The sequence below is a fragment of the Cupriavidus sp. 05T41 genome, from assembly GCF_056396525.1.
In genome coordinates this window covers 22,721-44,059 of record NZ_JBFTLQ010000041.1, presented here as the reverse complement: position 1 = coordinate 44,059, position 21,339 = coordinate 22,721, and the positions used below count along the sequence as shown (strand labels likewise).

At 63.1% G+C, this 21,339-nt stretch carries 17 protein-coding genes and 1 pseudogene; 9 read left to right on the top strand and 9 right to left on the bottom strand.

Going from position 1 to position 21,339, the window contains the following annotated elements; genetic code table 11:
- Positions 1-51: 51 nt before the first annotated feature.
- Positions 52-849: a class II aldolase/adducin family protein gene (locus AC1DKV_RS23250; RefSeq protein ID WP_477138069.1), complete on the top strand. Its 798-nt coding sequence runs from the start codon at positions 52-54 to the stop codon at positions 847-849.
- A 69-nt stretch (positions 850-918) separates the two neighbouring features.
- On the opposite strand, the gene AC1DKV_RS23245 is transcribed toward AC1DKV_RS23250, so the two are convergent.
- From AC1DKV_RS23245 to betC, 6 genes and pseudogenes are all read right to left on the bottom strand, one after another.
- Positions 919-1,605, bottom strand: a complete 687-nt coding sequence (locus AC1DKV_RS23245) for a GntR family transcriptional regulator (protein WP_441615668.1) — start codon at positions 1,603-1,605, stop codon at positions 919-921.
- Positions 1,606-1,636: 31 nt separating this feature from the next.
- Positions 1,637-2,380: a hypothetical protein gene (locus AC1DKV_RS23240; RefSeq protein WP_441615666.1), complete on the bottom strand. Its 744-nt coding sequence runs from the start codon at positions 2,378-2,380 to the stop codon at positions 1,637-1,639.
- A gap of 4 nt (positions 2,381-2,384) precedes the next feature.
- Positions 2,385-3,356: a Bug family tripartite tricarboxylate transporter substrate binding protein gene (locus AC1DKV_RS23235; protein ID WP_477138068.1), complete on the bottom strand. Its 972-nt coding sequence runs from the start codon at positions 3,354-3,356 to the stop codon at positions 2,385-2,387.
- Between the two features lie 38 nt (positions 3,357-3,394).
- Positions 3,395-4,270, bottom strand: coding sequence for a 3-hydroxyisobutyrate dehydrogenase (gene mmsB, locus AC1DKV_RS23230; RefSeq protein ID WP_477138067.1), 876 nt, complete (start codon positions 4,268-4,270; stop codon positions 3,395-3,397).
- A 26-nt stretch (positions 4,271-4,296) separates the two neighbouring features.
- Entirely contained in the window at positions 4,297-5,796 is a 1,500-nt protein-coding gene (locus AC1DKV_RS23225; protein ID WP_477138066.1) for an aldehyde dehydrogenase family protein, read from the bottom strand.
- Positions 5,797-5,887: 91 nt separating this feature from the next.
- A pseudogene (gene betC / locus AC1DKV_RS23220) lies at positions 5,888-7,306 on the bottom strand (choline-sulfatase); the annotation flags it as partial.
- 109 nt (positions 7,307-7,415) lie between these two features.
- Here betC and AC1DKV_RS23215 point away from each other — a divergent pair.
- Complete coding sequence (locus tag AC1DKV_RS23215) at positions 7,416-8,639, top strand: CaiB/BaiF CoA transferase family protein (RefSeq protein ID WP_441643406.1); 1,224 nt, start codon at positions 7,416-7,418, stop codon at positions 8,637-8,639.
- Complete coding sequence (locus tag AC1DKV_RS23210) at positions 8,636-9,367, top strand: enoyl-CoA hydratase/isomerase family protein (RefSeq protein ID WP_477138065.1); 732 nt, start codon at positions 8,636-8,638, stop codon at positions 9,365-9,367. Before AC1DKV_RS23215 ends, AC1DKV_RS23210 begins: the two co-directional genes overlap by 4 nt.
- Positions 9,368-9,458: 91 nt before the next feature.
- Here the strand turns inward: AC1DKV_RS23210 and AC1DKV_RS23205 are convergent, their stop codons facing one another.
- Positions 9,459-10,373, bottom strand: coding sequence for a LysR family transcriptional regulator (locus AC1DKV_RS23205; protein ID WP_477138064.1), 915 nt, complete (start codon positions 10,371-10,373; stop codon positions 9,459-9,461).
- A gap of 154 nt (positions 10,374-10,527) precedes the next feature.
- Between AC1DKV_RS23205 and AC1DKV_RS23200 the strand changes: the two genes are divergently transcribed.
- The 3 genes from AC1DKV_RS23200 to AC1DKV_RS23190 all read left to right on the top strand — a co-directional run bounded on the left by AC1DKV_RS23200 (position 10,528) and on the right by AC1DKV_RS23190 (position 13,521).
- Complete coding sequence (locus tag AC1DKV_RS23200; protein ID WP_477138101.1) at positions 10,528-11,736, top strand: pyridoxal phosphate-dependent aminotransferase; 1,209 nt, start codon at positions 10,528-10,530, stop codon at positions 11,734-11,736.
- Between the two features lie 77 nt (positions 11,737-11,813).
- Positions 11,814-12,809: a Bug family tripartite tricarboxylate transporter substrate binding protein gene (locus AC1DKV_RS23195; protein ID WP_477138063.1), complete on the top strand. Its 996-nt coding sequence runs from the start codon at positions 11,814-11,816 to the stop codon at positions 12,807-12,809.
- A 13-nt stretch (positions 12,810-12,822) separates the two neighbouring features.
- Complete coding sequence (locus tag AC1DKV_RS23190) at positions 12,823-13,521, top strand: RraA family protein (RefSeq protein WP_477138062.1); 699 nt, start codon at positions 12,823-12,825, stop codon at positions 13,519-13,521.
- A 271-nt stretch (positions 13,522-13,792) separates the two neighbouring features.
- Here the strand turns inward: AC1DKV_RS23190 and AC1DKV_RS23185 are convergent, their stop codons facing one another.
- Positions 13,793-14,110: an H-NS histone family protein gene (locus AC1DKV_RS23185; RefSeq protein WP_441615647.1), complete on the bottom strand. Its 318-nt coding sequence runs from the start codon at positions 14,108-14,110 to the stop codon at positions 13,793-13,795.
- A gap of 517 nt (positions 14,111-14,627) precedes the next feature.
- Here AC1DKV_RS23185 and AC1DKV_RS23180 point away from each other — a divergent pair.
- The 3 genes from AC1DKV_RS23180 to AC1DKV_RS23170 all read left to right on the top strand — a co-directional run bounded on the left by AC1DKV_RS23180 (position 14,628) and on the right by AC1DKV_RS23170 (position 19,197).
- The gene (locus AC1DKV_RS23180; RefSeq protein ID WP_441615645.1) at positions 14,628-15,119 is read left to right on the top strand and encodes a ProQ/FinO family protein; all 492 of its coding nucleotides are present in this window, start codon (positions 14,628-14,630) and stop codon (positions 15,117-15,119) included.
- A 1,619-nt stretch (positions 15,120-16,738) separates the two neighbouring features.
- Positions 16,739-17,845 (top strand): porin, encoded by a 1,107-nt coding sequence (locus AC1DKV_RS23175; RefSeq protein ID WP_477138061.1) that lies wholly within the window; start codon positions 16,739-16,741, stop codon positions 17,843-17,845.
- Between the two features lie 671 nt (positions 17,846-18,516).
- Positions 18,517-19,197 (top strand): hypothetical protein, encoded by a 681-nt coding sequence (locus AC1DKV_RS23170; protein ID WP_477138100.1) that lies wholly within the window; start codon positions 18,517-18,519, stop codon positions 19,195-19,197.
- Positions 19,198-19,281: 84 nt separating this feature from the next.
- On the opposite strand, the gene AC1DKV_RS23165 is transcribed toward AC1DKV_RS23170, so the two are convergent.
- Positions 19,282-20,802 (bottom strand): MltF family protein, encoded by a 1,521-nt coding sequence (locus AC1DKV_RS23165; RefSeq protein ID WP_477138060.1) that lies wholly within the window; start codon positions 20,800-20,802, stop codon positions 19,282-19,284.
- Positions 20,803-21,339 lie beyond the last annotated feature (537 nt).

The window sequence follows — 21,339 nt, the reverse complement described above, 5'->3', positions numbered from 1 at the left end:
GACCACCAATAGCAACAGCAACAGCAACAGCAATAGCAAGGAGACAAAGACATGAGAAGCGATACCGAGCAGCTTTCTTCCCCGGCAATGCCCGACGGCATGGATCCGGCCGAGTGGCAGCTGCGCTGCGACCTCGCCGCGTGCTATCAGCTCACCGACCTGTACGGAATGTCTGACCTCGCGTCGACGCACATCTCGGTCATGCTGCCCGGGCCCGAACACCATTTCCTGGTCAACCCGCTGGGCACGCTGTTCGACGAGATGACGGCTTCGGCCCTGCTCAAGGTGGACCTGGCCGGCCGCGTCGTGAAGGGCGATCCGTCATTGCTCAATCCCGCCGGCTTCATCATCCACAGCGCCATTCACATGTCGCAGTMTGATCTGCAATGCGTCATGCACAGCCACACGCGCGCCAACAACGCTGTCGCGATGCAGGCCATGGGGCTGCGGCCGCTCAGCCAGAAGGCCTGCGTCATGCTGGACTTGCTCGGCTACCACGACTACGAGGGCGCAGCGCTGGATGAGGACGAACGGCAGCGGCTGGTGCGCGACCTCGGCCCGGAAGGTCGCGTTCTGATCCTGCGCAACCACGGTGCGCTCACGGTTGGCCGCAGTGTGGGAGAGGCGTTCTGCTGGATGCTGCGCCTGGAGACGGCATGCCAGTACCAGATCGATGGCCAGGCCGGTGGCGTGGCCCTTCACGAACTGTCCGAGGCCACCATCCGGCACACCCGCGCTCAGGGGCGCAAGATGCTCGGTCCCGGCGGCTTCCTGGAGGTTGGCAAGGTGGAATGGCCTGGCCTCTTGCGCAAGCTCGAACGGGAGCGAGGTACCTCGTACCGCACTTGAGAGCCGGCCTTGGCGGCCGCAGGCCGCGGCCTGGATCCTAAGGATCTACGGATCTAAGGATCTAAGGATCTAGAGGATAGAGAAACTGATCGACTTCGCAACCGCATCGCGGATGTGCTGKATGCGCTCCCGGTTTAGCTGCTCCGCCGCAGCGCCATCGCCGCGCCTGATGGCATCCAGCAGCTTCTCGTGTTCCTCGATCGCGGCTTCCATGCGGCCCGGCAGCACGGCGGTTCGATTGCCCATCAGGCGCAACTGATTCTCGATGGCGAGGACGTACTCAGCCAGCGTGTCGCTGCGGCAGCATTCGACGAGCACACGGCGAAACGCCAGCGCGTGGTCAAGATAGCCGGCGACATCTCCCTTCTTCGCGCAGGCAGTCAGTTGCTGGAGCGACTTCTTCAGCGTCTGCAGGTGCGCGGCATCCATATGCCGCGTCGCCAGACGTGCCACCAGACCCTCGAGCACCTCGCGGATGTCCAGCAACTCAAGCACATCTTCCGGAGTCAGCTGCCTCACCGTGACACCTACGAACGGCGTCCGGCTGACGAGTCGCTCGGTCTCCAGTTGGCGGATGGCCTCCCGGACGGGCGTGCGGCTCACTTCGAATTCCGCGGCAAGATCCTGCTCTGTCAGCTTTGCGCCTGGCCGCAGGTCTCCGCGCAGGATGCCGGAGCGAATCCGCTCGCAGACCTGCTCCACGGACAGCGGCTGGGGATCGCGTTTACGCAATGCGTTTGATTTTGGTTCACTCATGAGGACTTTATACAGGAGTCTGTGAGGTGCTTCAACGCAGAGCCAGGTACTCCGCAGCCATGGCCGGCATCTGCAATATGAGGAGGTGAAGGCCGTCCGGGCCGGCACGGCAGGCACCGCCGTGCTCACCCGCCGAGATGAACCGGCTCTCCCACTCCTGCAACCGGCTTTCCGGTGCGCTCAGCTCACCCGCAAGGACGAGCTGGAACTGCCCCGAGCCACGGGCGGCCGGGACGCTCACTTCCGAAAACGGCGGAAGCTGCAATGCATAGGCCTCGGGTTCGCTTCCATCGGCGCCAATCAGTTCGGCACGCAGCGGGGCCTTCAGTGCCCGGAGCTGCCCGATCGTTCGGGGTTCATGTACTGGCCCGTGCGCGTTCCGCTTCGGTCCGCGGCGCAGCTTGTCGCGCGCAAGCGGAAGAAAGTTCGCGCCGGTTTCGAACGCCGCGCGGATCGTGAAGTAACTCAGCCCCTGCGGCCCCGCCACCAAGGGCCCATACCCTGTGAATGCGCCGGCGTAGTGGACGGAGCCGGGCCCGACCGCACGAGACCCCAGGGATCCCGATCCTTGCTGGAAGACCTGGAATTGATTCTGTGTATGAAAGTGCGCAGGCAGCACCGAATGCGCAGGCTGCTCCACCAGGAATATGGTGGGAGACAGGCACGGGTCGGATCCGGCCTGCATCCACTCACTGCGATGGAAGCTGAAGCCGTTCTCCAAGACCCGGTGGTGCCGCGTGTCACGAGCGAGCGTGGCAGAGCCGATAGCAATCATTGCATCACTCCAGGCGGGCGCCGGACGCCTTGACGACGGCCGCCCACCGCCCCATCTCGCCATGCATGAAGGTCCTGAATTCCGCCGCGGTACTGCTGCGGGGGCGGCCACCCAGGGCGGCGATCCGCTGGGACAGTTCGGGAGACTGGACAATCCTGGCGAGTTCTGCGCTCACCTTGTCCACGACAGGTTTCGGGGTGCCCGCGGGCGCGAGCAGACCCACCCACGGGACCACGTCGAAGTCTTCCATGCCCATGCCGCTCTCGGCGACTGTCGGTACGGACGGCAGTGCGGTCAGGCGCTCCCGGGAACTCACCGCAATCGCACGCACCTTGCCATTGGCGAGGAAGGGCTGCGCGCCCGCAAAGGCATCGAAGGCAACCTGCACCTCACCCGCGGCAAGGTCGGTCAGCGACTTGGCAGAACCGGCATAGGGGACGTGCGTCATTTCCATGCCGGTTCGCCGCATGAGCTCCGACATCGCCAGATGGGACACCGAACCGTTACCTGGGGAGGAATAGTTGACCTTTCCCGCGTTCGCCTTCGCGTAGGCAACCAGCTCCTTCACAGAGTGGATGGGAAGCGCGCTATTGACCATCAGCAGGAGCGGCGCATCGTAGACCAGGCCGATCGGCTCGAAATCCCTGGCCGTGTCGTAACGCAGGTTCCGATACAGGAAAGGATTGCCAGCCAGAGCCGCCGAGGCCGACAGCGTCATCACGCTGCCGTCGGCGGGCATGCGCGCAACCGCCGCCAGCGCCAGGCTGCCGGACTGCCCCGGCATATTCTCCACGATCAGCAATCGCCCGATCGCCGGACCGAGGCGGTTGGCCAGGATCMGGGCGACCACGTCGACAGATTGGCCCGAGGGATAGCCCACAATCAATTTCCCCGTTTCCTTCTGCGCGAAGGCTGCGCCGCTGACGAACAGAACGGCAACGACAGCMAGCCGGACGATGCTTCGGACGATTGCCATGGTTGGTCTCCTTGCTTCTTGATTTGGCTACGGGCAGCTTACGCGCCGAGCATCTTGATGATGGAGGAAAAGTCGAGCCGGCCACGCCCGGCGGCACAGTGCATGGCGTAGACCGAGGCGGCCGCCGCACCCAGCAATGCCGGCGACTGGCTGGCAACCRCAGCCTGCTCCGCCAGCCGCAAGTCCTTCAACATCAGCTCGGAAGCGAAGCCGCCTTCGTAATCCCGGTTGGCCGGCGCGGATGGCACCAGGCCGGGCTCAGGCGCATAGCTCGTGAGCGCCCAGCACTGGCCCGAAGACGCCGAGGCAATTTCGTGGAACCTGCGTGRATCCAGCCCCAGTCGCTTGGCCAGATGCAGGGCCTCGGAGACGGCCACCATGGAAATGCCCGCCAGCATGTTGTTGCAGATCTTCGCCGCCTGGCCGGCGCCCGCCGCGCCTGCATGGAAAATGTTCTTGCMCATCGCGCGCAGCAGTCCGAGGGCACGCGCGAAGGCTGCTTCCGTGCCTCCGACCATGAACGTGAGTGTCCCCGCCGCCGCGCCGCCTACGCCGCCGGAAACGGGAGCGTCAAGCGTGACAAGCCCCTTCTTGCGCAGCGTTTCGTGGAAGACAGCGCAGGACGCGACATCGATCGTCGAGCAATCGATCACAAGCGCTTCAGGTGCGAGCGGCAGGGTGTCTGCCGTGAGCACATCCAGCACATGCCGGCCGCTGGGCAGCATGGTGATGACGACCTCCGCCCCGGATACCGTTTCCTCGACCGAAGCCCGCGGCCGGAGGCCCGCATGCAATGCGCGCTCCATCGAGCCCGCGTCGAGATCGAAACAGCGAACGTCATGCCCTGCCTCCTTCAGCCGGCACGCCATGGGAAATCCCATATTGCCCAATCCAATGAAACCGATCGCAGCCATTCTTGTCTCCTCGTACCGAGCGCAGCTCAGTTCATGTTGAAGATCACGGTCTTCTTGTGCGTGAAGTGGTCCAGCATTGCCTCCAGCGACGCCTCGCGGCCAAGGCCGGATTGCTTCACGCCCCCATAGGACAATCCCGGCTGGACCACGATGTTCTGGTTCACCTGCACGAAGCCTGCCTGCAGGCGCCGGGTGGCATCCAGCGCGGTCTTCAGGTTCTGCGTCCAGATGGTTGCAGCCAGTCCATAGTCGCTGTCGTTGGCTTGCGCCACGGCTTCTTCGTAACTTGAGAAGCGGATCACGCACGTCACGGGCCCGAAGATTTCCTCGCGTGCCAGCCGGGACGCGTTGCMCAAGCCGGTAAAGATGACCGGCCTGATGAACAGCCCCTGCCGAAGCGACTCGTCTGCAGGCAATTGGGAGCATTCGAGCGCGCGGGCACGAGGCTCGGCTCGACCGCTTTCGATGTAGCCGAGAACCTTGTCGAGCTGGGCGCGCGAGATAACGGTGYCGATGTCCGTCGCTTCATCCAGGGGATCGCCCATCTTCAGCGTGTCAACGCGCGCCTTGAGCATGGCGACGAACTCATCGTGCACCTTGTCCTGCACGAAGATTCGGCTGGCGGCCGTGCAGCTCTGTCCCTGGCGGGTGAAGCGCATGCCGCTCACCGCGCCGGCGACGGCCTTCGCGATGTCGGCGTCCTCCATCACGATCATGGGGCTCTTGCCGCCGAGCTCGAGCGTGACGGGGATGAGCTTCTCTCCAGCCGTGCGTGCCACGATTCGCCCCGTTTCGACGGAGCCGGTGAACGTCACCTTGCCGACCGCGGGGTGCGCGACCAGCGGTGCTCCGCATTCGGGCCCGAAGCCCGAGACGATGTTCAGCACCCCCGGGGGCAGCGCCTGGCTGAGGATCTGGCAGAGCCTCAAGACTGCCAGTGGCGCCTCTTCGGCCGATTTCACGACAACCGTGTTGCCGGCCACCAGCGCCGGGGCGATCTTCAGCGCCATCAGCATCATGGGGGCGTTCCAGGGAATGATGACGCCCACCACCCCAATCGGTTCGCGCTGCGTGACGGTCAGCATGTCCGGGCTGAACGGCACGCTTTCGCCCTTGAGTTCCGAGGCCAGGCCGCCATAGAACTGCAACGCGTCGGCAACGACAGACGCTTCGACCCGGCTCTCGGTGCGCAGTGCCTTGCCGGTCTCCAGAGCCACCAGCCGACCTAGTTCCTCCACGTGCTCTGCAATCAGGCGCGAGCAGTCGGCCAGCAGGGCGCCACGCTTGCGCGCCGGCATTGCAGCCCAGGCGGGCTGCGCCTGGGCCGCCGCATTCGCTGCTCGTTCGACGTCGCTTGCGTCGCTTTGCGCCGCGTATCCGATCTCGCGTCCGGTTGCAGGGTTGACTACCGGGAACGTATCTCCCGAACGGGCCCTCACCAGGTCCCCGCCGATCAGGTTGTAGCCGCTTATCGCGCGAGCCAGACGGTGCKGATCGATGTCCGCCGTGAGYTTGTTCTGAGTCATMATCGGCCTCCGTTMACTTAGCGGCGGACGCCACGGCCGGCCAGCGCTTTTTTACCTTGATCACGCGCGCGCTGCCCCGGCGCACAAAGCGGCGTGTGTCGTCCGTGCCCGCCTGGTAGTCCCAGGTAGGCTGAATGCCCTCGGGCAGCGAGTTGATAAACTTGCGGCGCGCCTGGCTGGCAAGCACCTGCTGCGTGATTGCGGCCGGATCCCACCGGGAGAGCACGCGTGCCTTCAACTCGGCAAGTACCTGCGGCTGTTCTTGCGCGATGTTCGCCAGCTCGTTCGGGTMGGCCTCCATGTCGAAAAGCAGGTCTGGATGGCCATGGGTGTACACATACTTGTATCGGCCACGCCGCAGCATGCAGCATGGACCAGTGACGCCCTCGGCGGTGTACTCGACGAACGCTTCCGCCTCGCCGTCGTCATCGCCTGTCGCGAGCAGCGGCACGAGGCTGCGACCATCAACCGGCTCGACCCAGGCCGGCGTTTGCCCATCCATCGCAAGATCCAGCAATGTGGGGAGCAGGTCCACGTGAGAAACCGGCTCCGCGATGCGCCGGGGTTCGCGCTTGCGCGGGTCATAGACGAGCAGCGGAACCTTGGCCGACCAGTCGAAGAACACGCGCTTGAACCACATGCCGCGTTCGCCCAGCATGTCACCGTGATCGGACGTGAACACGACGATGGTGTTGTCCTCGAAGCCCGCGCGCTTGAGCGTCTCCAGCAGGCGGCCCACTTTGTCGTCGACATAGCTCACCATCGCATAGTAGGCGTGGCGCGCACGCCGCACTTGCTCGTCGGTGGCCCCTTGCTTGTCCAGCCCGTGGGAATACTGCACCCACTGGCTGAGCTTGTCKCGCGCCTGCATCGGCATGTCGCCGACAACGGGCAGGTTGATCTCCTCCGGCGAGTAACGATCCAGGTATTCGGGAAGGATGTGATAAGGCGGATGGGGGTGCGTATAGGAAACGCACATGAAGAACGGTTGCTCGTCCTCCCTCGCGAGGTCGTACAGGCGCTGGATCGCCTTCGCCTCGACCTCCTCGTCGTAATCGAGTTGCAGGCTGCGGAAGCAAGAGCCGCTCTCGTCCACGGTGGTCAGGTTGTGTCCAGGTGAATAGAAGCTGAACTCGCMCTCCGCCCAGTCCGCTGCCCAGCCGAAGTCAGCCGGGTAGATATCGGTTGTAAGGCGCTCCTGGAAGCCGTGCTTCTGGTCAGGGCCCACGAAGTGCATCTTGCCGCCGAGGATGGTCTTGTAGCCCTGCTGCGCGAGGTAATAAGGCAGCGTGGGCGTGGCGGCCTGGAACTCGCACGCATTGTMGAACGCGCCGATGCGCGTGGCGAACTGGCCTGCAAGCAGCGAGAACCTGGCAGGCGCGCACAAGGGGAAGTTGCAGTAGGCGTTGTCAAAGACTGCGGACCGTTCGGCKAGCGCCTGGAGGTGAGGCGCCTTCACGGCGGTGTTGCCATGGAAGGGTAAAACCGGCGCCGAGAGTTGGTCGGCCATGACGAAAAGAATGTTGGGCTTGCGCATGATTCTCCTTTATTGCACAACGGTTGCATTTCCGTTGTATGCAATATAGAGTGGGACATGCGATCTTACAAGTGGAGAAAGCATGACCGACCCAACTTCCTTGCCGCTTTCGGGGATTCGCGTCCTGGATCTCACCAGGGCGCTTGCCGGCCCCTTCTGCACGATGGTCCTGGGCGACCTGGGCGCCGACGTGATCAAGGTCGAGCCCGCGGGCGGCGACATGATCCGCCATTGGGGGCCTTTCGACCGCGGCACCAGCGCTTACTACCTGAGCGGCAACCGCAACAAGCGCGGGATCGCCATCAACTTCCGCGATCCCCGCGCGCTTGACCTGCTGCGCGATCTCGCCGGCCAGTACGACGTGATCGTGGAGAACTTTCGTGCCGGCGCCATGGAATCCATGGGTCTTGGGTACGAAGCGCTTGCCGAAGCGAACCCACGGCTCATCTATGCGAGCGTCACCGGCTTCGGCCGGTCGGGGCCGGCGAGTCAACGTCCAGGGTTCGACCAGATTGCGCAGGGGTACTCGGGACTCATGAGCGTGACGGGCATGCCGGAATCGGGACCGGTCAGGGTGGGTGTGGCGATCGGTGACCAGACTGCCGGGATGTGGTGTGTCATCGGCATCCTTGCTGCCGTAGCACAGCGCCATGCGACAGGGCGAGGCCGCCGGGTGGAGACATCACTGCTGGCAGGACTCGTCGGGCTCATGAGCGTCCAGGCCCAGCGTTACCTGAGTCTGGGGGAGATTCCCGGTCTCGCCGGCAATACGCACCCTGTGATTGCGCCGTACGGCGTGTTCCAGACCGCGGATGGGCCATTGAACATCGCACCGGCGACAGCCGAGATGTGGCGGCGCCTGTGCGAGGTGCTTGAACTCCGAGAGCTCATCGATGATCCGCGCTACGCGACGAATGCAGCGCGGATCGAGCGGCGCGCCGAGCTCAAGGAGATCATCGAGGCCAGGTTGAAGGCGCACAGCCGCAAGGAGTGGACGGAACGACTGCTGGCGGCCGATATTCCGGCTGGGCCGATCTACAACGTTGCGGATGTCTTCGCTGACGAACAGGTCATTCACTCGCGGCTGGTGGAGCAAGTCCAGCATGCGGAGCTGGGTTCTATCCGCCAAGTCGGCAGCCCGATCGCCTTCGACGGCCGCCATGGGGAATCCATTCGGCGCGCGCCGCCCTTGCTCGGCGAGCACACGTTCGATGTCCTTCGGGAGCATGGATTCATCACGCCTGACCTGGAAGCACTGGCGCGCGAAGGCATCATCCTGCAACACGGCCACGACCCCAAGCCATGACATCCGCAAAGCCTACCCTTGAAATCGCCGGCGCGACGGCGACGATCACACTCCGACGCCCTGCCGAGCACAACCGGCTTGACCCAGACGATATCGGGATCCTGCTGCGGTTCGTGGAACAAGTGAGGTGCGACCCGGCCTTGCGGCTGCTCGTGCTGACGGGCGAAGGCGAGAAAACCTTCTGCTCGGGCTATACGCTGAGCCAGATCGGCACGCGCCTGGACCGGTCGCTCGAAGACATGATCGACGCCCTGGAAAACCTCGAGCTCCCGACGTTATGCGCGATGAACGGCAGCGCCTACGGTGGCGGCACGGACCTCGCCTTGGCTTGCGATTTCCGTGTCGGCGTTCACRGTTGCAAGCTGTTCATGCCCGCCGCGAAGTTTGGACTGCACTACTACCCAGGGGGTCTGCGGCGCTTCGTTTCGCGYCTGGGCTCTCCCGCAGCCAAGAAAATCTTCCTGACTTCCATGACGCTCGAAAGCGAGGAATTGCTCCGGATCGGCTTTCTCACCGACCTTGTGCGCCGCGAGGACCTCCCCGACGTCATCGACACGTATGCAGGGAACATCGGGGATTGCGACCGGGACGCCGTTCGCTMCATGAAGCGGCACATCGATGCGATTGCCGGCGGTGAATGGAACGAGAGCATCGGCAGATCGGCCTACGAAGCCTCCMTGCGCGCCGAGGAAACTGTGCGACGCCTTGCCGAGCTCGCGGCCAGGTAGGCCTCCAGCCCTGTCCGTTCCGCAGTCTTGGCCCTGGCAACGAACGTCCCAGGCCGTTTAGCGCCGTCCCTCGACAGCCAGGTGTGCCCGCTCAACGGCTGGACAGGTCGTATGGACCGCGAACGAAGCTGCATACGCGTGCGGAGGTCTGCGCAATGAAATCCAGAGCCCTGGAAAAGCTGGCTTGGCGATAGACGGCCGAATACACGAGCGCAGGCGGCATTGGATCGGTACGGACAATACGCAGCAGGCCGGCTTCGATGTCCGGCGCGAAGTAATMGACGGCCAGCTGACTGATGCCGAGCCCTTCGATGGCAAGCTCGCGCAGCACCGTCAGGCTATTTGTCGAGAACACCTTCTTGAAGCGGAAACCGTGCTCATGGAGCCACGCGCCGTAGAAAGCATTCTTGGCTGACCCCGCCGACTGCTCCAGCACAGGGTAGTCGGAAAATTCCGCGGGTTTCAGGGGGCGGTCGGGCAAGTCCAGCTTCGGGCTGGCCATCCACAAATCCTCCACCCGGCCCACCTCGACGCACTTGTAGGCGTCGCCCCAGAAGGTCCCGGGCAGGATGGCCAGATCGATCGTATTGGCCTCCAGCGCACCAAACAGGTTCATGCCCGCATCGACGACCAGCTCGACGTGCAATGCCGGATGCTGAGCCTTGAGTTCGCGCAGCAGCTTTGTCAGCCATGTCAGCGCCACGAGTTCGGTGACCCCGATGCGAAAGGTACCCTTGATATCGTCGTCCAGACCGATCTCGCTGGCAATTCGCCCTTTGAGGTGCATGGCCTCCTCCGCGAGCGGGAGCAGCCGTGTACCGGATTGCGTTGGGACCAGCCCCTTGGGCATGCGATGCACCAGCTGAACGCCTAGTGCCTGCTCGAGTTCGATTACCCGCTTCGAGACCGCGGACTGCGTCGTATTGAGTTTTGCCGCCGCCGAGGTGAACGATTCATGCGAGACGCTGAAATAGAAGGCTTCAAGCTGCTTTAAAGTCACATTCACATTGATCTACCCCGCTCCATCTGCTTTCCGCTCGCACCACGAAGCAGCACTATACGAAAAAATGGAATGGCTGGGGTGGCCGATTACTCGTTTGTGGCGTGCCGGACAAGGCTGGATACTTCTTTCAAGCCCAATCACCCCTAGCCGGACATCCATGCTGACACTCTCCGATCGCCTCAACCGCATCAAACCATCTCCGAGCTCGATGGCGGGCCAACGGGTCAGGGAACTCCGGTCTGCCGGCCGCGATGTCATCGGCCTGACGGCCGGCGAGCCAGACTTCGCCACGCCGGCTCATATCCGCGAGGCGGCATGGCAAGCCATGAACACCGGCAAGACGGGATATACCGATGTCGGCGGCACGGTGCCATTGCGCKAGGCCGTGGCACGCAAGTTCGCGCGCGAAAACAATCTGCACTACCAGCAGAATGAAATCATCGTCAGCACCGGCGCCAAGCAGGTGATCTTCAACGCCATCCTTTGCACGATCCAGCGCGGCGATGAGGTCATCGTGCCCGCGCCGTACTGGGTGTCGTACCCGGACATCACGATGTTTGCCGGTGGCACGCCCGTGTACGCGGCCTGCGAGCCGGAGCACGATTTCAAGCTGATGCCTGAAGAACTTGAGCGCGCCATCACACCGCGTACGCGCTGGCTTATCCTGAATTCGCCGAACAATCCTAGCGGCGCCGCCTATACCCGCGACGAACTGGTCGCGCTGGCAGAGGTGCTCGAGCGCCACCCCCATGTCTGGATCATGACCGACGACATCTACGAGCACCTGATGTACAACGGCACCKGATTCGTATCCATGGCGCAGGCGGCGCCGCAGCTCGCCGACCGGACGCTGACCATCAACGGCGTATCCAAGGCCTATGCCATGACAGGATGGCGCATCGGATACGCAGGCGGGCCGGCCGCGCTKATCAAGGCCATGGTCAAGCTGCAATCGCAGAGTACTTCCGGCGCCAACGCCATTGCGCAGGCCGCGGCTCTCGCGGCACTCGACGGCCCGCAAGACTTCATCGCTGCGAACCGCGAGGTTTATCGGCAGCGTCGGGATTTCCTGGTCGATGCCCTCGACAAGATCGACGGCATCGAATGCAAAGCGCCCGCCGGGGCCTTCTACCTCTTTGCATCGTGCCACCAGCTCTTTGGCTCCCGCACACCCGATGGCCGCGAGATTCGCACCAGCGATGACTGGACCGCATGGGCGCTGGAGTCGGCCAACATCGCCATGCTGCAGGGCTCCGCATACGGCGTCGACACCCATTTCAGGCTCTCCTTCGCAACAAGCATGGACGTGCTTGCCGAAGGAGCGCGACGTATCGCGGCCGCGGCCCAGGCGTTGATCCGGCCATAGCCCGACACCGTATTCCCAGAGATCCGATACGGATCCACATTGTCCTTGCCTACCACTACCACACGCCCTCATCCATCATGCGTAGCCTGCCAAAGCGTTCGCTCCCTTCGCGCTTCCTTCAAGTTCTTGCTGCCGGCCTGACGCTGGCGGCTTGTCTGCCCGCACACGCCGAGGAGGCCTATCCGTCCCGGCCGGTCCGGATTCTCGTCGGTTTCTCGCCGGGCGGCTCCAACGACATCGTGGCCCGCATCATCGCCCCGAAACTGGCCKACGCGCTGGGCAAGCAGGTCCTGATCGACAACCGGCCCGGCGCCGGCGGGAACATCGCCGCGGACGTCATGCTCAAGGCACCCGCCGATGGCCATACGCTCATGATCTGCACCACGGGCATGCTGTCGATCCAGCCGTTGCTCCAGAAGATGACGTACGACTCCCAGACCGACATCGTGCCGGTCTCGCTGATCGCCAATACGCCTTACGTCGCGCTGGTCAACGCGTCGCTGCCGATCCATAACGTCAAGGAACTGATTGCCTACGCCAAGGCCAATCCCGGCAAGCTCAACTACGCATCGTCCGGCAACGGCACTGCCGGGCACCTTGCCGGCGAGATGCTCAAGCTGCGGACCGGCATCGACATCGTGCACGTACCGTACAAAGGCACCGGCCAGGCCATGGCCGACCTGCTGGGCGGCCAGGTGTCGCTGATCTTCGACCAGCCGATCAGCTCGCTGCAATACGCGAAGTCCGGCAAGCTGCGCGTGCTCGGCGTTGCCGCCCTGCGCCGCCTCGACGGACTGCCCGACGTCCCGACCTTCGCAGAATCCGGTGTCAACGGCTTCGATCCCGTCGCATGGACCGGCCTATGCGCCGCCAAGGGTACGCCGGCGGCAATCGTTGCCCGTCTTCAGAAKGAGGTCCAGCAAGTGCTGCGCCAGCCCGACATCGCGCAGCGGCTGAAACAGGACGGCATGGAAGTCGTAGGCAGCTCTCCCGAGAAGTTCCGCGAATTCCTCGTGACGGACAAGCGCAAGTGGTCGGATGTCATCAAGGCAGCCAACGTGACAATGAACTGAAGGGAAGAAGATCATGGCAAACKAACATGCACAACGCGCTATCGAACAGGATTTCAAGCGCGTATCACCTGAGCTGATTGCACGCGCATCGCAATTTCCATCGTCGATCCTGGCCGACGTCGCCGGCCGCCGCGGCGGCATGCACGGACGGATAACCGCAATGGATCACCGCAGCCGCTTCTGTGGGCCGGCGCTCACCGTCGAAGTCCGGCCCGGTGACAATCTGATGATCCATGCCGCAATGGCGATCGCGCAGCCCGGTGATGTCATCGTCGTGGACGGCAAGGCAGACCAGTCCTGTGCACTGATGGGCGCAATCATGGCCAATCAGTGCAAGGCCATCGGCGTCGCGGCGGCCGTGCTGGACGCCGCAGCCCGTGATCGTGATGAAATCTGCGAACTGGGCTTTCCGATGTATTCKGTCGGCACCAATCCGAACGGCCCGACCAAGCTGGTGCCCGGCCGCGTCAATCGCCCGATCCAGTGCGGCGGCGTGGCCGTCCAGCCAGGCGATCTCGTCGTCGGAGATGCCGACGGCATTGTMGTGATCGAGCGCGACATGGTCGCCACGGTGCTGGACAAGGCCGCCGAGAAGGTGGCTGCGGAACGCGCCCGCATCGACAACATCCGCTCGGGAAAATCGATCCGACCGTCCTGGCTGGAAGCCGCACTCATCGCCGCAGGTATCCTGAAACAGGGAGAGGCGCTTTAATCGCTGCCGGCGCGAACGAGCAGATGAAATCCAGCAAAGGGGCCAACGCCGTCGTTGTGTTGGCCCTCGAAAACATTCGATACCCGACCCGCGAGCAAATCGGTCATCGCCTGGCCGGCATGATTTCTGTTCCAAGCAGTAGAACAGAACGGCACGTCGCCAGCGCCGCCCGTCACCCCGATTTAAGGCGATAGCCAGACGATGGCGTGCAAACCTGGATTGCGGAAGTTGCCACGCGAGTTAGCGTGGCCTCGCCTGGCGGCGTCCTTGACTACGCCTCCGGAATCAGGAACTTGTCACGGTTCTTGCCTAGCCAGGCTGGTGCACGACCGCGACCCGTCCAGGTAGCGCCGGTCTTCGGGTCCTGGTATTTAGGCGGCAGCGAAACCTTGATCTTTTCTGCAGGCGCCACGCTCGAGGCAGGACGGCCGCGACGTCGTTTTGGCGCGAGGTCTTCGGCGGTCAATTCGTACTGGGCCATCAAGGTCTGAATCTGCTCGATAACATCKGCAACTTCAGTGGCACGCACTTCCACAAGTTGTGCTTCGAGCTTTTCCTTCTCTGCCAGCAACTGCTTGTATGTGGCMATCGCCTTTCTCCAATTGGTTCCAATTCTCGGAATCGTACATTAATTATCACGATGGAGCATGTCTAGATCGTACTTTTTCCCGCACCATTGAATAATGGAAATGGATTTCTTCCTTCAGCTTGCTAGTCAGCATGTCGATCCACCTGGTGCAATCGCCCGGTCGGATATGGCCGCGGCACAAGGTGCAATTTGCATGCGTGGCTGAATTGCCAATTTGAATTGAGCACGTTGTCAGCCGCCGAGTTGGTGCGCCTTGAGGCGAAGGCAACATCACCGGGCGACGACATTCTCGCGGCGAGGCTGAATGCCGCGGTGATCGGCTTGGGATCTGGTTGGGATCGGCCAGACCCGACCGCTGCGAGAAACCCGCAGTACGCGAGTTCTGGCCGATGCGTGCCTCCCAGATATTCTCAAGGCAACCCAGTCCGAACCGTTGGACCTCGGCGGCAGAGAGGGGCGGCATCACCAAACGCGTGGGCCTGCTACAATCGGCACACTTTTTTTATGGCTGGGCACGATGGGTTTCGAACAACTGGCGGCACTGAAAGAACAACTGGCGAAGCAGGCGAAGTCCGCGCCGCAGGCCAAGGCACCACGCGTACGCCCCGCCGTGCCGGTCAAGCGATCCAAAGCTGTGGTTCCCGCGGATCGATCCAAACCCGTGGATCCGGTATTGCAGGCCATCGCGAAGCTGCAAAAGCGCTTCCCGGCAGCGTTTCCGAAGAACCCCGCGCCCAAGGTGCCGTTGAAAGTTGGCCTCTTCGAGGACCTGACCAAGCACGCTGAGGAGCTCGCCCTGGCAGAGCCCGCATTGCTCGACGCGCTCCGGACCTGGTGCCGCGGCACCCGATACTGGACCTGCCTGGCGGAAGGAGCGCCGCGCGTGGATCTGTCGGGCCAGGAGGCKGGACAGGTATCGCAGGCCGATGCGAAATGGGCGCAGCAGCTGCAAGCCCGTCGCGCAATGCGACCGGCGCAACACCCAGCGAAAGCCGCCAAGGCCAACTGAACGGCCAGCAAACAACCGCCGCGGGCGTGCCGGGTTCGCGCATGACCGCAAAAGAGCACCGGGAGTCGCCCGCATCCATGTGGGCGTCAGCCTCCCACGCTGCGTGCCGGGAGGCTTTGCCCGCATGGGTGGCATGCCTGCTCGAGCGTGGGGAAACTGCGCCTTCGGGACGACGAGCTTCGTCAAACTCGTACCGTCCGGCGCACCCAAAGCCACGCGCTCCAGATTCGCCCCCTCTAGCGTTCTCCGCCTGGACAGGTTCTCCGCCTGGACAGCACGCCGACGGATGCACGCAATGCCTGGTGGCTTGGCCAATTGGCAACCTCGGCAACCCTYGGTAGCCCTCGGTCCTCCTGGCAGGCCACGACATCGTCACAGATGGACGAGAACAGGCGATTAATTGCGTTTTACTCCGCCCACCGACGTCTGGGCACTGAACTCACTCGCTGCCAGCGGMAGTACGGTTTCGCAGTCCGACTCCCTCCGAGAAGAGTGCGGCAAAAATGTGGCGCTTACGATAATCAGAAAAATGCGGAATTTTTAAACGTCCGCGAGCCGGATTAAACGAGCGGTGCGTGCCTTGACGACAGAATGAATGGGATAGTGGCTCACAGAGCACTACAACATCACTCCCGTACAAGACTTCCAGATCACTAGCGAGATCGGCCCCGTTCATCGCTCCGTCGGCAACGACAAAGGCCGCAAGAGATCTACCCGGCCGCCATACCGCGGTTTCGGCCTGGGGCAGACATATTGGGGATTAATTGCATTTCTCTTGCCGCAAGGATTCTGTCGCAGTCAGGACGCAGGTAAAGATGGACGCCGCAGAAACAGTTGACCCGGTATCCGGCGGGCGATTTCTGCAAACGGACTAGTTGCCCGAGGTAGGTCAGAAGCCGAAGCGCAACTATGCTCTCATAGCATGGCGGCCAAAGCCGCCGGGTCTGGGAGGAAGATATGCGCTTMGCGGCATTCCATGCATCGTACTTGTCGATGCTTCTGCTAGCTGGCTGCGGTGCCCGCGAGCAGTCGGCCGCCCCCGGGGGCGGCAAAGTTGCGGCATCGGGAAGCAGCGAAGCGGCCGTAACCACCGKACCGCAAGAAGCCCTCGAGAGGCCTGCGCCCGCAGGGCCTGGGCGATACGAGATCGCCATTAGTCCCCAGGGCCATGCGAGCCCCCTTCTCCTCGACACGCAAACGGGTCGGATCTGGCAATTGAGGGAGTTCTCAGGCCTGGAAGGCAAGCCAACGGCATGGCAGGAGATGACGATCATCGATGACAAGGCCGGGATGGGAATCACGACTGCCCAATTCCAGAAACTCTATCCCCCTCGCAATACCGCGCCGCCAAGAGAGATTGGCAGACACAAGAGATAAATATCGGCGCAGGCAACGGAACTGGCCACGCGAAACGCAATCACCAGTGACCGGCTATCCCGCCGGATTGYCTGGGGAAGAGCGCCGCGGGTGCATCGGTTGTCGGGCTGGTTTTTTTATAGCACCGGTCTCGCATTCCCTATCGCGTTTGTGCGCCGGGGGACGGTTGCGCCTATATTGGGAACATCCGCGTACGCGGTCGGGCGACGATTTTCCAGTCATTTCGCAATGGGGGTGTCGAGATGAAGATGAAACTGCTGGCCGCCGTCGGCGCTGCCATGGCAGCTACCGGTGCATACGCGCAGTCGACCGTAACGCTGTACGGCATCGTTGACGCGGGGATCGAGTACCAGAACAACCAGCCTGGGGGCAGCCACAGCGTCACCCGAATTACCTCCGGGAATATGTCCGGCAGCCGCTGGGGCTTGCGTGGCGTGGAGGACCTGGGTGGCGGACTGAAAGGGGTCTTCGTGCTGGAAAGCGGCTTCACGGTGGATGACGGCAAGTCGGCCCAGGGCGGGCGCTTGTTCGGCCGCCAGGCCTACGTCGGTGTGCAAAGCCCCTATGGCGGCGTGACCCTGGGCCGCCAACAGACGCCACTCTATGAATTCGGCCTGAAATATGACCCGATGGGCATCTCGACGAACTATTCGATCATTGCGCAGGATGCCAGCCTTACCAGTCGCGCCGACAACTCGATCAAGTACGCCGGCACCTTCAACGGCGTGACCGCCATCGCCATGTACAGCTTCGGCTCGAACACTGGCGGCGGCGCCGCTGGCGAGGTCCCTGGCAGCTTCAAGGTCGGTCAGGAGTACAGCGCAAGCGTTGGTTACACTGCGGGCCCCCTCTCGGTCGGTGCTGCGTACGATGAAATCAACCCCGGCCTGGCGGCCTCCGGCGCCCTCAAGGAGGCCAAGATCCGGCGCGCCACCGTGGCAAGCACCTACTCGTTCGGACCGGCCAAGATGTACGCAGGCTATCGCTGGGCCAAGGCGCTCGATGGCGCCACGCTGCCGGGCAACCTGGGAGCCAACAACCTTTCCAACCTGTACTGGCTGGGCCTGGGTTACAACCTGACGCCGGCATTCTCGCTGACCGGCGCAGCCTACTACCAGGACTTCAAGGGTACCGGTGCCGATCCGTGGCTGTTCGTCGCATCGGCTGACTACACCCTGTCGAAACGCACCGACGCTTATCTGAACCTGGCCTATGCGAAGAACAAGGACGGCTCCAATCTAGGCGTGACCTCGGGCGGTGCCGGTGCGATCGGGGGCACCGGCTTCGGTACGGTCAATGGCAGCGAGAACCAGTTCGGCGCGGTCCTCGGTATCCGGCACAGGTTCTGACTCGACGCGGTTGCAGACGAGCACGGGCGGCCGCGCGCCGCCCGGCCGCCCGGCCGCCCGGCGCCTGCCCTTCTTCCCCTTCCCGTGCCGGGCTGCCTGCCTGGGTGAGGCGTGAAGCGGATTCGGACAAAGGCAAAAGAAAAGGCGCCTCAAACTTCGAAGCGCCTGCGGGAGCCCGCCATCTTGCTGCATCGGACATCGACTGCCCAGGATCGCAATCGGACCCTGACAGGTTCRGCGAGCAGCGGGTACCGTCCGCGATACCCCGTTCAAGCCTGGCGACTCATCGCCAGATCGCGCGCACGACAGGGCGTGGCCATGAACCGKACGAATTCACTATGTCCCCTGCTGCTGGCGCGGCCAACCTCGCACCTTCCTGCGTCACGGTGACGCTGGCCGGCCGCTTCGGCGGCTCAGTGCGTTTCCTAAGTATAGGAGACAGCCTTCTCGCGATAAGCCTCGGGCCGGATGAATCCGTGCCGGATTCATCACGCGCAGCGGCACGCAAGAGCCCGCAATCTGCCAAGGTATGGAAGCCTCTGCGCTACCCGCTGAAAGCGATACCGAGATACCGGCACTGCGCGGTTTCCGTCACCTCCCTGCCGATCTATGCTTGTTTTAGAACATCAATGCGCACCCTGATGAATTGCGCAATCTACAGGCGGGAATCCATGAACGACGACCAGTCCTTATCGCGGCAGCAGGCCGAGACGCGCGAACCCGTCCTGGACGTTGTCGACCGCGTCTCGGAAATGTGCTTCGGCCTGTTCATGGCGCTGACCTTCGTCGGCGCGGTATCKACAACCACCGCGGGGCAGGACGCGGGCCAGACCATGCTGCGCACAGCCCTGGGCTGCAACCTGGCGTGGGGACTGGTCGACGCCGTCATGTTCCTGGTGCGCACGCTCGTCAACCGCGGCAGGCGCCTCGGACTCGTGCTGGCAGTGAGGCACGCACCGGATCCCGTACAGGGGGTGCAGGTCATCCGCAACACGTTGCCGAAGTTGATGAAGACGCTGGTTGCCGACGCGGAACTGGAGGCCATCCGGTCCCGCCTTGTCGCATCCGCAACGGTGCCCAACCGCCCCGCCCTTGATGCGCAAGACCTGCTCGGCGCGGTGCGCATCTTCTGCATCGTCGTGCTTTCCACGTTTCCGGTTGCCCTGCCGTTCGTGCTGCTGGACGACGTCGCGCAGGCCTTGATCCTCTCGCGCTTGCTGACGCTGGTCATGCTCTTCGGCGGCGGCGCGGCCCTCGGGCATTACGCGCKATTCGGCGCCCTGCGCACCGGCCTCGGCATGATGGCGCTCGGCGTGGCGCTGACCATGGCCATCATCGCGCTGGGTGGATGAGATGCGCGCACTGGCGATTGCCCTGGGCTTCGCCGCGTTGGTCCAGTACCGTTCAAGGCGGCGTCAGGCCGCATCCCGGCGCCACTATTGGCGAGCCTTTTGCATTGCCTTGCTGCGCTGCTCCTGAGCTTCCAGGAGCAGCCGGTAGGCCGCGTAGTACTTGTATATGTTCCGCACATAGGTGGTGGTTTCCAGCCCGATCTGTTCCGCCACCACGATCTCGACATTGTTGAACCACTTGTTCGGGTCCAGGCCCCGCTCTTCGGCGGCCTTGCGCATTTTCGCAATATTGCCAGGGCCGGCATTGTAGCTGGCGAAGGCAAATAACGGACGGTTGTTCTCGGTAAACCTGGCATCCGGGAAGTACCGCGTCATCAGTTGGTCCATGTACTTCGTACCGGCATGGATATTCGACTCGACGGTCCTGATGTCGCCCACGTTCAGGCTCTTGCCCGTGGATGGCATGATCTGCATGACGCCGATCGCGCCCACGCGACTGTGCGCTTCCTGGTTCAACTGCGACTCCTGAAAGCCCTGCGCCGCAAGCATCAACGGATCGAAGTCATATTGCTTGCCGTATTTTTCAAACAGGGCAAGCGCTTGCTGGAAGCGCTTGAGCTCGGCGGCCTCGGTGTTATTGGCAATCTGCTTGACCCGTTTCATGGCTTGTTTCAGCCGATAGTCGACCACCCCTTGCTTCTTCGCGTATTGAAGATAGAAGTCGCTGGCGACCTGCTGCAATTGCGGACTGTTCTTGCGCATAGCCCAGCCGATCACGGCATCGGAACGAACCGCGATGTCGTTGTGCACTTTCACCTTCGGCAGGATTTGCGCCCACATCGCGGCCTTCCAGTCATCCACGACCGCAATCTGGAGCAGGCCGGCATTGAGCATCTCGAGAACATCCTCATCCTCAAGCGCGTCGGGCAGCAGCGTCAGCTTGATGGGTGGCTTGCCCGCATCGCGCAGGCGTTTGTCGAGCGCGGTGAGGCTTTMGTAGTAACTGGACGCGCGCCGCACGTGGACAGTCTTGCCGGCAAGGTCCTCCAGCGTGGCAATCTGAGGCGACTTCGGTCCGGTCACGACCAGTTCGCGAACCGGCTTGCGGTCCCGTGGCGCAAAAAAATCCGCTTGCTTGAGCCGCTCGTCCGTCACGGTCAGGTTGCCCGCGGCGATGTCGCCAAGCCCCTGCGCCAGGCCGGGCAGCAAGCGATCCCGCGTGGTCGGAATGATGAAGATGGTGAGGGGACGTTTGCCCAGCCGGTCAGCGTAGGTCTTGTTMAGGTAGCGCTCGAAGTCGCGCATCAGTTCCGCGGTCAGGCCGCGTTCGCTACCTTTGTCGTTGAAATAGAGTGTGCGGCTATAGGGAACGAGGACGCGAATCATGCGCCGCTCAAGCATGGCGTCGAAGTCACCTTGCCACGGCTTGACCGCMAGGTTGAGCTGGCGGGCAGGTGCGGACGCAGCCGGCGCGGAGGCGCTTGCTGCCGGCACGGATGCGCTTGCGGCCGGCGGTCGCTGGTCAACTCCCTGCGCCCCCTGTGCGGCAAAGACAGCCAGGCAAAGTAGTCCAGCCAGCCAATGGAACAATGTGGACGGGCGCATGACGAGATCCTCCGCGCGCATCGGCGCAACGCCCCGGCTGGAAAATTTCGAGTGCTTTGCTCAATACACGGCAGCGCTCGCGATGCAATGCCAGATGCAAAGCGGCAACGCTGGACCTGTCATGCCAGCGTACCCGTGCTGCGGACAAAAGCGAAAGGTAGGCTGCCATTCGCCTCTGGGGCGACATCTAAAGTCTAGTGCATCGTACTTCGGCAAGAAGGCCGCAAATGCACCTGACGTGGCGAATCAGCCGGGCCGCGCCGCCCCCCGCAGCGCCTTGAAATACCATMCCCCCGGGACTTGAGGCGATGACAGCATCATCAACCCCGGCGGCTTCATGCCGGCGTCCGTCGCCTGGACGACCATGACGTTGCGCGCGCCATCCACCAGCCGAGGCAAGCCTGATGGAACGCAATCGCAATACCGCGAACGTCTTCCACGGTCGTCCAGCACTGTCCACCTTGGCGGCGGCATGAACTGTATCTGTGCGTTGCCTTGGGCTAAAGGTACAGTCCGTAATCGATCGGATTTGGGTGT